Origin of the sequence: Rhizobium sp. GCM10022189, assembly GCF_042656325.1 — a bacterium.
In the GTDB taxonomy this organism is placed as follows: Bacteria; Pseudomonadota; Alphaproteobacteria; order Rhizobiales; family Rhizobiaceae; genus Rhizobium.
The window spans coordinates 18211-31757 of sequence record NZ_JBHSOR010000039.1; the positions used below are offsets into that span (position 1 = coordinate 18211).

The window sequence follows — 13547 nt, forward strand, 5'->3', positions numbered from 1 at the left end:
CGCCATTTGCATGACGTCATATTTGCACAGCGAACAATGCGCGCATCGCCCGATGCGCGCATTGTTCGTCATGCGGATTTCGCGATCCATCCTCTGATGACCGCCGGCACGCACTCGGGCGGAAGCAGGTCAACCAGCATACGCAGCGAATAGAGCCCGGTGAGAGCTACGGCTATAGAGCCGATCGCCGTCGCGGGCCACAGCGGCAGAACCTGGAAGGCGAGAAAGACCAGTCCCGACAGCGGCAGGAAAAGCAAAGCGTGTCTGCGATTGGGGCGGGACCAGCGAAACCCGGCAAGCTTCCGGACGACCACGTAGATCAGGATGCTGTGCCATACATAGAGCCCGAAAAACGCCATGCCGGCTCCCGGCGTTCCGAACAGCGATACGAGGAGCCAGGCGAGCCCCACATGCACGACCGCGGCAGCGACCTCGGTCCAGAAGAAAATCGCCTGGGTGCGTTTTGCAACGACGATAAAGCCCATTGGCCAGGAGATAATCCGGAGCATCATTCCAAGGCAGATCCAGCGTAGGAGATCCACGGCTCCATGAAATTCCGTGGAATAAAACAGGCTCATCATCAGCGGCGCGAGCGTCAGTGTGGCGAGCAGGCCGGGGCCGGCGAGCAGCATGCTGATTTCCGCCTGTTCGTTGACCAGCCGATTGCATTCGGCATTGTTGTTGGCGGCGGCGGTCAGGCGCGGATAAAAATCCGTTCCCATCGCCTGGAGGATGAAGCCGGCGTAGAGGCCGCCAAGGCCCCAGGCCGCCTGATACAGGCCCGCCGCCATTACGCCGCCCTCCTTCAGCACGATGAGGCGGATGGCATAGGCCGCGCCGAAGGTCAGAAGTCCGCTTGCCATGAAGACGAAACCGAGCCTCAGCAGCGCCGATACTTCCCGGCCGAACTGGTGCGCAGGCATGGGCGAGGGACGCGTGCAGATCCGCCGGCTGTACCACCAGGTCGGCAGGATCGAGGCTGCGGCAATGACGATGAGCGAGGGGGCAATCGCCTGCATGCCGAACAGATAGATCAAGGGAATGCTGACGGCCGTGCCGAAAAGCCCGGCAAGCACGTTGATGCGGGCGAGGTCGGCAATGCCGCGCAGGCCCTGGATCAATGCTGTCTGCCCGGCGGAAACCAGCCGAAAGAAGATCGCCAGCGACAGCAATGCAATGGCGCCAGCGTGCTGGTAGTCGCCGAAGGTGAAATCCGAGATCGGGAATGCCAGTGCCAAGAGGAGAAACGCACCGAACAGGCCGAGTGCCAGCGAGATGCGCCTGAGCACTGCCGCCGATCGCGCGATCCGATCTGCGTCGTCGGTGCCCGCAGCTTCGGCAATCTGGCGCACGCCGCTGCTGCCAACGCCAAGTCCGGCAACCGCCTGTGCGATGTCGAGTATCGCGCTGTAGAGGCCCATGAGCCCCACGCCTTCCGGCCCAAGCAGAACAGCCATCGCCTTGTTTCTGACGATGCTGAGCGCGACGTTCACGAGCGAAGAGCCGCCCATCAGAATCGTCGATTTGAGGATCTGGCTGTAGGTCTGGCTGTTGGGCGGGGTCATGCGCATGGTCATCGGAGGCCCCTAGATATTGGTCGCGTGGGGGCGTTCAGCCGCCCGCGGAAAGTCCGGCCGCAGCCCATACCCTGCGCACCTCACCGGCTTGCCTGACTGACATGTGCCTCAGTCTGGGCCGGCGCTGTGACGGCCGCTTTGGACGGCGCATCCGTGAGGCGGGGCTGCGTCACTCTGACCACATCGCCCGGCGCCAGTTCTGTCGTCTCGGAGGCCTGGAACTGGTTGACCTGCCCTCCCTCTCGCCGGCTCACGGTGAACGTCAGCGGCATTTCTTCGCCGCGCTCGCTGATGCCGCTGCCGTTCGAGAGTTCCTCAAGAAGCAGTTGTTGCGTCGTATCGCGCTTCAGTCTCAGCTGATCGAGATTGGCCTTTTCTGCCTGCACTTCGGACGCGACTTCGCTCCGCCGCGTATCGGAAAGGCCCTCGAGATTGCGCGTCGTCTCGTTGATCGCCTGGCGCCCCCGCATGATGGCCGTGACGAGATCGAGCCGGTCGGAGCGGTAGGTGGTGAGCAGCCGTTCCAGATCCATCTGCCGTGAGGTGATCGTCAGGCCCTTCTCGACCAGCGTCTTGACGCTGGTCAGCTGCTCCTCGACCGACTGGATATTGTCGTCGGAACCCTTCAGCTTCTCTTCCAGCGTATCGATCTCCGCCTTGAGCAGATTGCGCAATTCGATAAGCGCCGTCGATTGCCTGTCCAGCGCGCTGGCGCGCGCCTGGAATATGACCCTCTCCTCGTCATAGATACTCTCGGCATATTGCCGGTCGGCGGCGGGCGGCAGGTCGAAGGTTATCTCCTTGGCCCCGGACATCTCCGCCTGCAGTCGCGCAAGCTTTGCGGAGCTGCGCAGCAGCGAATGGTCGATTTCCCGCAAGTCGCCGGCAAGCGTGATCGTCTTCGATCGCTGCTGTGCGGCCGCCCGAAGAGGTCCGCCGCTCATGGCCAGAGATTGCAGCACGCTGAGGCCGGAGTGGAACTTGTATTCTCCCGGCGTGGTCACGTCTCCAACGACGTAAATGGACGGGTAGTCGAGAATATCGACGCTGACCGCAGGTGTCTGGGCCAGACCCATCTCTTCCTGCAGGCGCTTGCCGATCTCGCCCGCGAGGCCGGCATTGTCGAGATTTCCGACCGACAGCGACCCCAGAAACGGCAGGGAGACAGTGCCTTCATCCGAGATCGTATATTCGCCGCCAATCGCGTCCCATCGCTCGAACTGGCCTTTGGACGGCATCCATTGGACGACCGTCAGGCGGATTTTCGTTTGCGGAGCAAAGGACGGACCCTCGGCGAAAGCCGGCGACATGGCGCCGGCGAGAAAGACGAATGCGCCGGCGGCAAACGTCGCACGAAAGAACATGCGAGGAACGCGGTACGAAAGCTTCTTATACATGTCCAGCCTGCAAAGCATCCTTAAACGGATACTGGTTCAATGCCTTAGACGCTGCGCGCACACCGGACACCAGGCCCGGGACGGCAGCATCAGTGTGCAGCCTGGAGAAGGCTTGAGGAAGATGAAGGCTGGGTGCTTTGCTTCATCATTATTGATGAGACGGGGTAGGCCGGTTCAACCCGACCCGGGCGACGGCAGGCCGATCGAGCGTTGCCTGCAGGATCGACGTCATGGAGAGCCCGCAATCATGTGGCATCGCGCTCGGTGCGCAGATTGGCGACGACGCGCCTGTTCTGCACCTTGCAGGACCGTTCGGTGCAGTCGCGGACTTCGCGGTCCGCGCCGTAGCCCTTGGCCCACATGCGGCTGGCATCGACGCCCTTCGCGACGAGATAGGCCATGACCGCATCGGCGCGCTGCTGCGACAGGGTCTTCATTTTCGATTCCGAACCGGAATCGTCGGCAAATCCCTGCAGCTTGATCAGCCAGGACGGATTCCTGTTCAGCCAGGCTGCCTGATTGTCCAGCGTCGTCATGGCGACGGTATCAAGCTTGGCGGAATCCTGCGTGAAGTAGATGCGGCGGCCGACATTCAGGATGAAATCCTCTTCGCTGCCGGCCTTGACAGTCTCGAAGCCGGGCGCGGGATCGTTGGTCTGGCCAGTCAGGGGTGCCGCAGGGGGCTCCTCCACGGAGGCGATATCGGTGGTGGTGCAGGCGGCAAGCGCCAGAAGCATGGCCGCGGCAGAGAGGCGCGTTGCATATCCGGTCATAACAGACATCAGCGTGATATTCCTCACTGAACCGGGGTTGCCTGGCTGACCTCGGCGGGAGGCGCCTGGTCGGCTATATGCGGCAGGACCTGCACCGCGGTGCCGATCGGGCACCGCTGATAGAGGTCGATGGCGTCCTCATTGAACATGCGGATGCAGCCGCTGGAGGCGTCCTTGCCGATGCTCCACGGTTCCAATGTGCCGTGGAAACGATAGCCGGTATCGACGCCGTCGCGCAGCAGGTACATGGCGCGGGGGCCGAGCGGATTCTTCGGCGAGCCGCCGGCCACGAATTCAGGCAGTTCAGGATGGCGCTTGCGCATCTCCGGAGGCGGCGTCCAACGCGGCCACAGCGATTTGCGGTCGATTGTAGCACGCCCAAACCACTTGAAACCCTCGCGGCCGACGCCGACGCCGTAGCGTATGGCTGTCTTGTTTTCCATGATCAGGTAGAGAAAATGATGGCGCGTATCGACGACGACTGTGCCGATCGGCTCACTGCTGAAATATTTGACGACCTGGCGGTGCCACTTCCTGTCGATCTTGGCGAAGTTGGTCGCCCGGAATGTTACGCCGTTGTCGACGGCCGTGCCGGCGAAATAGGAAGCGGCCTGGGCTAGAGCCGGTTTCTGCACCGCTCCGGTGCCAAGTAATGCCAATCCACCAAGCAGAATATCCCTGCGAGTCCACACCATCGGCCAAATCCCCCTCAAAGCCAAGCAGCGCGATGCCAGTAAATCAGATTTTTCATTTGCCACAACACAAAACTCTTCTCATCCCCTGTAGTTTGAGTTCTCGTTGCCAATAGGCGGGTCCTGCGTTGCTCTGATCGTTACTCGCCGTGAGCTGCGATATACCCAACTGCATCGCACGACCGGGGCGCGATTACGATTCATGCGGTTGCGCCCGGTCCCGATTGCGATTCTGCACGCCGAACCGTCGCGCGGCTCAAAAAATCCTACAAATTCAATTGCGGAAAAAACATGCTGGAAATTGTCAAGTTTTTTTGATTTACCTCTCCCGTTGCGAAATATGCGGAATTTGCAACCCGGCGTTTGGCTGGCGGCCGATTGTTCGTCTCCGCGTTTCTTTATGGATATTGCTATGGGCATCAGGGAGGACGACCGGCGGTATGCGGTCTATGCGGCACATCGCTCCGACCTCATTCGATACGCTACGCCCATCGTCGGTTCACGAGAGGAAGCGGAAGATCTCGTCCAGGAGGTTTTCATAAAATTCGTGCCGGAAGATGCGGCCACCCCGCAGAAACTCAAGGCCTACCTCTTCCGTATGGTGCGCAACCTGGCGCTCGACGTGCGCCGGCGCCAGAAGCGCGACTTACGTTCCCGCCCGGAAGATACGCCCTGGTGGGGGCTGCCGCTCGATGCGGGAACACCGGAGGAAAACGCGCTCTTCTGCGACCAGGTCAGGCAAGTCGAGGCGATCCTTTCCGCAATGCCGGAACAGACACGCATTGCGGTGGAAATGCATCGCTTCGGCGGATACCGCATGGAAGATATCGCCAGTCATCTCGACATTTCAGTGGCCGGCGTTCACAGGCTGATCAAGGCCGCAATTGTCGAATTCGCCAAAAAGATGGGATGATCCGCGAAAATTGCGAATCCGCGTGAAAAAAACAGGCGAGATAAACGTCATTGTTCGTGACGCGGCAAAACAGGGGGATGCGAGTTGGTTTGGCTGGAACAAAGACTGGAAGCTGATGGTGGTCGAACCCGATAATGGGCCAGGCGTCTCGGACGAGGCGCTGGCGGCGGCAGCGGACTGGTTCCTTCTCCTGCAGGAAGGGCCTGAAGAGGCGGCGCTCAAAGCGCGTTTCGATCGCTGGCTCTGCAGCGATAGCGAACACCGCCTGGCCTGGGAACGCACACATAGGGCATGGGCGGCGATGGGGCAGGTGCGCCCAGCCATGCGCTCGCAATGGGAGCATGCGGCAAGGTCCGATGCCCGGCCCATCATGCGCGGACCATCCGCGACCCGGCGCCGCGCGCCGTGGCGGCGGGCGGCTGTAGCGGCGGCGCTCGCCGGCGCGCTCTGTCTTGGACTTGTCGTTGCGCCCGGCCTGATGCTGCGCTTGAGCGCCGACTATTCAACCTCCACGGCCGAGACCCGCTCAATCACCCTGCAGGACGGCAGCACGGTAACGATGGCTGCGGCGACCTCGATCGCCTTGGACTACGGCGAGGGACGGCGGGGCATCACGCTTCTTGCCGGTGAGGCGTATTTCGAGGTGGCCCCGGACAAGGACAGGCCCTTCAGGGTGGAAGCGAACGGCGTGCGCGTCGAAGTGCTCGGCACGGGTTTCGATGTGCAGGTTGCCGACGGGCTGACGAGCATCGCGCTTGCGCACGGTTCCGTCGAGGCCTCCGTTGCCGGTTCGGCCGCGATCGCGCCCGAACGGATGGTGCCCGGAGATCTGCTGACCGTCGATCCGAACAGCGCCGTCATGACCAAGGATACGATCCCGGTCGACGAGATCGCCAATTGGCGCAACGGCGAGCTTTACGTCGTGAACGCCACGCTTGCCTCGGTAATTGAGCAGATCCAGCGCTACCACCAGGCGTGGATATCGGTTCCCGACGCGGCACTCGCCCGTCAGCGGGTCACGGGCTTCTACAATCTCAAGCAGCCCGATCAGGCGTTGCGCGCGCTTGTCGAGCCCTATGGCGGGAAGGTCCGTTCGATATCCTCGCTGGCACGCATCGTCAGCCGGTACTAGAAAAATTTGAGTGTAATTATCAAGATTTAGCGAAATCCGCTCAAAACCCTGAAAAAACTCTGAGCACTAATCGTCATTTGGTTGAAGGCGCCGGGCACGACATCGGCGCAGGCGACTGGAGAGACGAGAGTGAGCATGCGAGTGAGGGTAGGGGTTTTGGGATTCAACGGCGCGCGCCGGACCGACGGACATACGCGGCGAGCACGGTTATCGGCGACAACGGCTTTTGCAATCCTATCGGTCGTGACCGGCGTTCACGCGCAGTCTGCGCCGGCCGATCAGACGCGGGCACAGGTTGCCACGGTTGCTTTCAATATCCCGTCCCAGCCCCTGGCAAGTGCAATCCGTTCGTTCGGGCGCCAGTCCGGCATGCAGGTCACGCTGACGGCGGCGCCGACAGGCACAGTGAACACCAATGCCGTCATCGGCCGCCTGACGCCCGCCGATGCGCTGGCCAGAATGCTGTCGGGGACGGGAATATCCGCACATGTCTCCGGAGACGGGGGTGCGGCGACGATCGGCGGCGCCGAGATCGTGAATGCCATCCCGCAGTCCGATGGCACTACCCAGCTGGCCCCGATCGTCATCAAAGGAGGGCGGCGCGCAAGTTCCGGTTCGGGCTATCGCGGCACGCCGGACTGGGTCTATGAGGAGCCGGCAAGCGTCAGCGTCATCTCCAGGGAGGCTATTCAAAGTTCGCCTGCCCGTAACGCGCGCGATCTGCTTGATACGGCCGCCGGCGTCTATGCCAACCGCTCCGAGGGACAGAACCCCGGCATAACGGTCAATATTCGCGGCCTCCAGGACCAGAACCGTGTCGTCACCATGATCGACGGCGCCAGACAGAATTTTCAGCGCAACGGTCACGGATCAACGCAGCGCACCTATGTCGAAACCGCCTTCATCCGCGAAATCGATGTCGAAAAGAGCGGTACGTCGGGCGTTGGCGGGGCCGGCGCGCTTGGCGGCTCGGTCAACTTCCGCACCATCGAGGCCGATGACCTCATAGAGAACGGCCGCCAATGGGGTGGCGAGTCGAACGCGACCACCGGCACCAACGAGTTCCAGTTCGATGGCGCGAGCATGGCGGCAGTGAGACTGTCGGACAGTTTCTCGGTGCTCGGCGGCATCAGCCACAAGAAGATCGGCGCCTACGACATCGGCAAGAACGGCGAGATCAAGCTCTATGACACCTCCGTACGTGACGGCGCGGCGATCTTCACGGGGCAGGACTCCTACTCTTACCTGCTGAAGGCCGAGGCGGAACTCGCCGACGATATCGACACATCGCTGACCTGGCTTCGCAACGATTCCGACTTCAGCCAGGGTTCCTACAACAATGACGGCGACCTCGACGAGGATACACAGGAAGTCCTGAACGATACGCTTACCAGCAGCCTCCATTGGGATCCCGACAGCGAGCTTATCGATCTCAATGCCCGCCTCTGGTACAACCACACGCGCAACCGCGAGAAGCGTTACGGTTCGGCCATCAACGACGATGGTTTCCCGGTCAACTACGCTCTCGGCACACTGGGCTTCAGCATCGACAATACCAGCCGCTTCGAAACCGCGACCGGCTCGCTTTCGCTGAATTACGGTGTCGAGGCCTTCTTTGATCGCGGCAAGACGGAGACGCTCGAGGACTACTTCCTGAATGGCGTCGATATGACGGCCACCTATACCGGCATGACCCCGTCAGGCGATCGCGACGTCTACAGCACCTTTGCCAATGCGACTTTCGAACATGACGATTGGCTGATGGCGCAGGCCGGCATGCGTTACGACTACTACAACCTGTCGGGCGACGCATCGCTCTACGGCGTGGAAGTCAAGACCATCGACAACCGCACTTGCCGTTTGTACTATCCGGACGGTGTGACCTGCCGGATATGGACGGGAACCATCGATCACGTAACGGTCTATCCCGAAAACCTCATCCCGGTCGACAATTCGGACGGCGCGTTGCTGCCATCCGCCATGCTCGCCGTCAAACCCGTCGATTGGCTGCAGCCCTTCGCCAAATACTCGCGCAGCTTCCGCCCCCCGACGATCATGGAAACCTTCCTGACGGGCGGACACCCCGGCGTCAACCTCGTGGAGAACGCGCCCAATCCCGATCTCGTCGCCGAAGAAGGCGACACGTTCGAGCTTGGCGTCAACGTCACGACCGACGGCCTCCTGTCCGCCGACGACAGCCTGCGCCTGAAGGCCGTCGGTTTTTATCGCGCGATCGAAAACTATATCGCGCTCGGAACCGTCCATCGCGCCGAAACGGACCGCGATTATGCCGCCTACGTCAATGTCGATGGCACGACGCGGATGAAAGGCATCGAGCTGGAGGCGAGCTATGACGCCGGCAAATGGTATGCCGGCCTGTCCTACACCTATCTGAAGACGGATTTCGGCACCAGCTACAGCTATGACGGCGAGAGCTACGAGATCGAGCCCTCGATCATTTTCATACCGCCGCGCAGCAAGTTCACCATCGATGCGGGCATGCGGCTGTTCGACGACAAGCTGACCATCGGCGGTCGCGCCACCCATGTCGGCGGCACATCTCCCAATATCGGCGTACTGGCGAGCAGCTACGTCACCGAGGACTATTCGCTCTACGACATATACGGGTCCTACGCCTTCAACGACACCGTCAAGCTCCGCTTCGCCGTCAACAACGTCACCGATGTCGCCTACGTCCCAGCGCTCGGCACGGTCAGCCTGCCCGGGCCGGGGCGCACGGCCACCGCATCGCTCAACTTCAAGTTCTAAGCAATTTCCCGGCCGAAGGGCCGAGGTCCGAGGTTCGTCGATCGACGGACAAGCAACCATCAATGGAGAAAGACAATGAGTGTAGGAATTCAGGTCCCTGCCGGTGCGCCCGATTGGGTCAATTATCTCGAAACCACGTGGCTCAACTCCTTCTCATATCGCAGCCATGGTTCGTTCAGCCCGGGTTCGGCGCCCTATGATCAGTGGGTCGCCGGCAATGCCGGAACCACCCAGTCCGGCGTCATTCTCAACGGTGATTTCAGCTACGTTCCGCCGGGAGGGTTCGTCGGTTCGCTCGACACGCTGGAATTCGGCTCGCACCTGACCGGCAGCACGGCCGCCGGCTACGATCTCAACACAGTTCTGACGCTGGATCTGTCGGATGCCACGGCCTCGGCCGCCTTCACCTATGCGATCTACTACCTCTCCAACGCCGGCGACCTGACGCATCTCTACGACTATCTCGGCGAACAGGGGACGACCCAGACCGGCAATAGCGGCGGCCTTGGCGAGACGCTCTACAGCTTTGCCGGCAACGATGTGCTGACGGGTGCCGGTGCAAGCGACTTCGATACGTTCTTCTATCGCGCCGACCTGAATGCCGGCGGATGGGGCGACGACACCATCACCGACTTCGTTGACGGCAACGATCTGATCGTACTCGACGGTTTTGGCTGGGACGACTACAGCGACTTCGTTTCGGCCGGCGGCAGTATTTCCGGCTCGACGATTTCCTACGCCGGCAACACGATCGCCGTGGCCTTTGCTGGCGGCGGTACGCTCGACAGTTCCGATCTGATCTTCGCCGCGTGATCGATCGATGAGGAACCAGCTCCTGGTTCGGGCGCCGTCGCAGCATTTCGCTGCGGCGGCGATCCTTCCGCTGAAGGCGAACGCCGTCGCCATTGGCCTGATCAGCGGGGTCGTCAACCTGCTTGCGCTGACATCGCCCCTGTTCATGCTGCAGGTCTATGACCGCGTTCTGGCAAGCGGCAGCGTTCCGACGCTGATCGGTCTGGCGATGCTTGCAACCGGTCTCTACGCCTTTCAGGCTGTGCTCGATATCGTTCGCAGCCGTGTCCTGCTGCGGATTGGCGAGCGGTTCGATGGAAAGCTCAGCGCCCGGGTCTATGAGGCCGTGATCCGCCTTCCGTTGATCGGCAGAACCCAGGGTGACGGCCTGCAGCCCCTGCGGGATCTCGACAATGTCCGCGGTTTCCTGTCCGGCACCGGGCCGACCGCCTTCTTCGACCTTCCGTGGATGCCGCTTTATCTCGGCATATGTTTCCTCTTTCATGTCTGGATCGGCCTCACCGCGCTTGCCGGCGCGGTCGTTCTCGTCTCCCTGACCCTGCTTACGAATGCCCTGTCACAGGCCCCGATCCGCGAAGCCATTGCCCGGAACATGGTGCGAAACGGCCTGCTCGAAGGCACTCGTCGCAATGCCGAAGTCGTTCGGGCGATGGGATTGGAACTGCGGCTTGCCAAGCGATGGCTGAAAGTCAACGCCGCCTATCTCTCCGCCAATCGCCGGGCCGGCGATATCGGTGGCGGCTTGGGAAGCGTGTCGAAATCCCTGCGCATGATCCTGCAGTCCGCAATCCTTGCCGTCGGCGCCTATCTCGTGATCACGCAGCAGGCAACGGGCGGCATCATGATCGCGAGCTCGATCATGATGGGCAGGGCGCTCGCCCCGGTCGAGCTCGCAATCGGCAACTGGAAGCCGTTCCTGATGGCACGCCAGAGCTGGGCAAGGCTTCAGGACCTGCTTGAAAAAATTCCCGAACCCACCGCGGTCACGCCTCTGCCTCGCCCCGAACGTGAGCTGCGCATCGAGGCCGTGACCGTTGTGCCGCCGGGCGGAAGAAAGCCGACGCTCGCAGGGCTCGGATTCTCGCTGGCCGCGGGAAGCGCGCTCGGCGTGATCGGTCCGTCCGGATCCGGGAAGTCGACCCTGTCGCGAATCCTCGTCGGTGCCTGGCAGCCATCGGCAGGCAAGGTCAGGATCGATGGCGCAAGCCTTGACCAGTGGGACAGCGCCGCGCTCGGCGAACATATCGGCTATCTCCCGCAGGGCGTCGAGCTGTTCGACGGCACCATTGCCGAAAACATATCGCGGTTCGAGGAAGCGCCCGATGCGCAAGCGATCGTCGCCGCGGCGCGCGCGGCCGGTGCGCACGAACTCATTCTGAAATTCGAACTCGGCTATGAGACGCAGATCGGCGAAGCCGGAACCGCGCTGTCTGCGGGCCAGCGCCAGCGCATAGGCCTTGCGCGTGCCCTGTATCGCGATCCGTTTCTGGTCGTCCTTGACGAGCCCAACGCCAATCTCGATGCCGAGGGTGAAGCGGCGGTCGTCAGGGCGATTGCCATGGTTCGTGATCGCAAAGGCATCGTCGTCGTTGTTGCCCACAGACCCAGTGCGCTCGGAATAGTCGATCATGTGCTGATGATCGACGGCGGCAGGCAAAGGGCGTTTGGCCCTCGCGACGAGGTTCTTTCAAATGTTCTCAAGAGCGCTTCCGGCCTGCCGGCGGGCCGCGGCTTTCAAGCCACAGGCGTCAGCACGGCACCGCTGCGGGTGATCGCAAACGCCGCCCAGGTTACACCCGATACGGCAAATGACGCCGCTGCGGACAGTCAGGAGGATGCCGATGTCAGGCATTGACGACCTCGAAATCAGCCGTTCCATCCGGCGCCACCTGATGGTGGGCGTCATCGCTTCGCTCGCAATGGTCGGCGCCGGCGCATGGGCTGCGGTGACGAATCTCGCCGGAGCCGTCGTGGCGCCGGGGCATTTCGTCGTCGATTCCTACGTCAAAAAGGTCCAGCACCCGAAGGGCGGGATCGTCGGAGAAATCCTCGTCCGCGAGGGCGACAAGGTCAGAGCCGGTGACGTGCTGATGCGCCTTGATGCCACGCAGACCCGTGCCAATCTGGCAATCGTCACGAAGCGGCTGAACGAGCTGGCGGCGCGTCTGGCCCGGCTCGAAGCCGAACGGGACGACCGGGATGCGATCATTTTTCCGGACTGGCTGCTTGCCAACGATGGAGATGCGGAGGTGGCCGCCGCCATTCATAGCGAATCTCGTCTCTTCCAGTCCCGGCGGGAGGCGAGAGAAGGGCAGAAAGCCCAGCTCAATCAGCGCATCGAGCAATTCGAGCATGAAATCGCGGGGCTGAAGGCGCAGGAGGTTGCCTATGCCGAGGGAATAGAGGTTCTCAATACGGAAATATCCGCATTGAACAGGCTGCGCGAACAGGGCATCGTTTCCGACCAGCGGCTGAACGGTCTCAAGACCCAGGCTGCGACCTTCGGCGGGGAACGCGGCGAGAAGATCGCCTTCCAGGCCCAGTCCGCTGGCCGGATTACGGAAACGCGGCTGCAGATCCTGCAGATCGATCAGGATCTCAGGACCGAAGTCGGGCGCGAGCTGCGCGAAGTCCAGGCGCAGATCGGGGAATATGTCGAGCGCAGGGTGGCGGCCGAGGATGAACTGAAGCGCATCGACATTGTCGCACCGCAATCCGGCATCGTGCACCAGTTGGCCGTCCACACGCTGGGCGGTGTAATCTCACCTGCCGATCCGATCATGCTTATCGTGCCGGAAGGGGACGATCTTGCCCTCGAAGTTCAGATCGCGCCGAAGGATGTGGATCAGATCCAGATCGGACATGCCGCCTTGTTGCGCATGACCGCCTTCAATCTTCGCACGACGCCCGAACTTAACGGTTTTGTCAGCCGGATTGCGGCCGATCTGACCACCGACGAACGCTCCGGCCAGTCCTATTACCTCGTGCGTGTCGCCATTCCGCAAGCGGAAAAGGAGAAGCTGAAGAACCTCACGCTCGTCCCCGGCATGCCGGCCGAGGTGATGATCAAGACCGGTGAACGCACCGCGCTTTCCTATCTCGTCAAGCCGCTTTCCGACCAGATCTTCCGCGCGTTTCGGGAAGAGTAGGAAAAGCCCGGCTGGCCGGCGCTACCAGGCTGTCCGGGCGGTGCCGAGTGCGAACGTATGGGAGGAAGTGACAAGGGCGACATGAGCCTTGAGCGAAACCGCACAGTTTCCCGGATAGGAAAGGTTGTGCTGGACCAGATGCTTCAACAACTCGTCGACATTGCGCTTTTCAGTCAGCGGAAACGTCACGGTCATAAGCGTTCCTCCGAGAGCAGATTGACTTTTCGCAGGAATTTAGGCCCGGATTCTTTTGCGCTGCAACAAGAAAATTTTAACCACAAAATTAAAATCGATTAGCTTCTGAGGCGATGATTTTAAAATCGTTTTAAATC

At 61.5% G+C, this 13547-nt stretch carries 11 protein-coding genes; 6 read left to right on the plus strand and 5 right to left on the minus strand.

The window, feature by feature from the left end; translation table 11 throughout:
- Positions 1 to 68: 68 nt before the first annotated feature.
- From ACFPWW_RS15140 to ACFPWW_RS15155, 4 genes are all read right to left on the minus strand, one after another.
- Complete coding sequence (locus ACFPWW_RS15140) at positions 69 to 1577, minus strand: O-antigen translocase (RefSeq protein ID WP_377312359.1); 1509 nt, start codon at positions 1575 to 1577, stop codon at positions 69 to 71.
- Between the two features lie 80 nt (positions 1578 to 1657).
- Positions 1658 to 2974 carry a polysaccharide biosynthesis/export family protein gene (locus ACFPWW_RS15145; protein ID WP_377312360.1) on the minus strand — a complete coding sequence of 439 codons (1317 nt, stop codon included), beginning with the start codon at positions 2972 to 2974 and terminating at the stop codon, positions 1658 to 1660.
- Positions 2975 to 3219: 245 nt separating this feature from the next.
- Entirely contained in the window at positions 3220 to 3756 is a 537-nt protein-coding gene (locus ACFPWW_RS15150) for an OmpA family protein (protein ID WP_112755681.1), read from the minus strand.
- Between the two features lie 14 nt (positions 3757 to 3770).
- Positions 3771 to 4442: a L,D-transpeptidase gene (locus tag ACFPWW_RS15155; RefSeq protein WP_112704079.1), complete on the minus strand. Its 672-nt coding sequence runs from the start codon at positions 4440 to 4442 to the stop codon at positions 3771 to 3773.
- 199 nt (positions 4443 to 4641) lie between these two features.
- Here ACFPWW_RS15155 and ACFPWW_RS15160 point away from each other — a divergent pair, with 199 nt between their 5' ends.
- The 6 genes from ACFPWW_RS15160 to ACFPWW_RS15185 all read left to right on the plus strand — a co-directional run bounded on the left by ACFPWW_RS15160 (position 4642) and on the right by ACFPWW_RS15185 (position 13215).
- Positions 4642 to 5352: an RNA polymerase sigma factor gene (locus ACFPWW_RS15160; protein ID WP_377312361.1), complete on the plus strand. Its 711-nt coding sequence runs from the start codon at positions 4642 to 4644 to the stop codon at positions 5350 to 5352.
- Positions 5353 to 5467: 115 nt separating this feature from the next.
- Positions 5468 to 6484 carry a FecR family protein gene (locus ACFPWW_RS15165; RefSeq protein WP_377312363.1) on the plus strand — a complete coding sequence of 339 codons (1017 nt, stop codon included), beginning with the start codon at positions 5468 to 5470 and terminating at the stop codon, positions 6482 to 6484.
- Positions 6485 to 6727: 243 nt separating this feature from the next.
- On the plus strand, positions 6728 to 9253 hold the full coding sequence (locus ACFPWW_RS15170; RefSeq protein ID WP_377312364.1) for a TonB-dependent receptor: 2526 nt from the start codon (positions 6728 to 6730) through the stop codon (positions 9251 to 9253).
- 75 nt (positions 9254 to 9328) lie between these two features.
- Positions 9329 to 10066 (plus strand): hypothetical protein, encoded by a 738-nt coding sequence (locus ACFPWW_RS15175; protein WP_112564220.1) that lies wholly within the window; start codon positions 9329 to 9331, stop codon positions 10064 to 10066.
- Between the two features lie 7 nt (positions 10067 to 10073).
- Positions 10074 to 11921: a type I secretion system permease/ATPase gene (locus ACFPWW_RS15180; RefSeq protein WP_377312365.1), complete on the plus strand. Its 1848-nt coding sequence runs from the start codon at positions 10074 to 10076 to the stop codon at positions 11919 to 11921.
- A complete protein-coding gene (locus tag ACFPWW_RS15185; RefSeq protein ID WP_377312367.1) occupies positions 11908 to 13215 on the plus strand; it encodes an HlyD family type I secretion periplasmic adaptor subunit in 1308 nt (435 codons plus the stop codon). Before ACFPWW_RS15180 ends, ACFPWW_RS15185 begins: the two co-directional genes overlap by 14 nt.
- 21 nt (positions 13216 to 13236) lie before the next feature.
- Here the strand turns inward: ACFPWW_RS15185 and ACFPWW_RS15190 are convergent, their stop codons facing one another.
- On the minus strand, positions 13237 to 13410 hold the full coding sequence (locus ACFPWW_RS15190; RefSeq protein ID WP_377312368.1) for a hypothetical protein: 174 nt from the start codon (positions 13408 to 13410) through the stop codon (positions 13237 to 13239).
- Between the last annotated feature and the right edge of the window lie 137 nt (positions 13411 to 13547).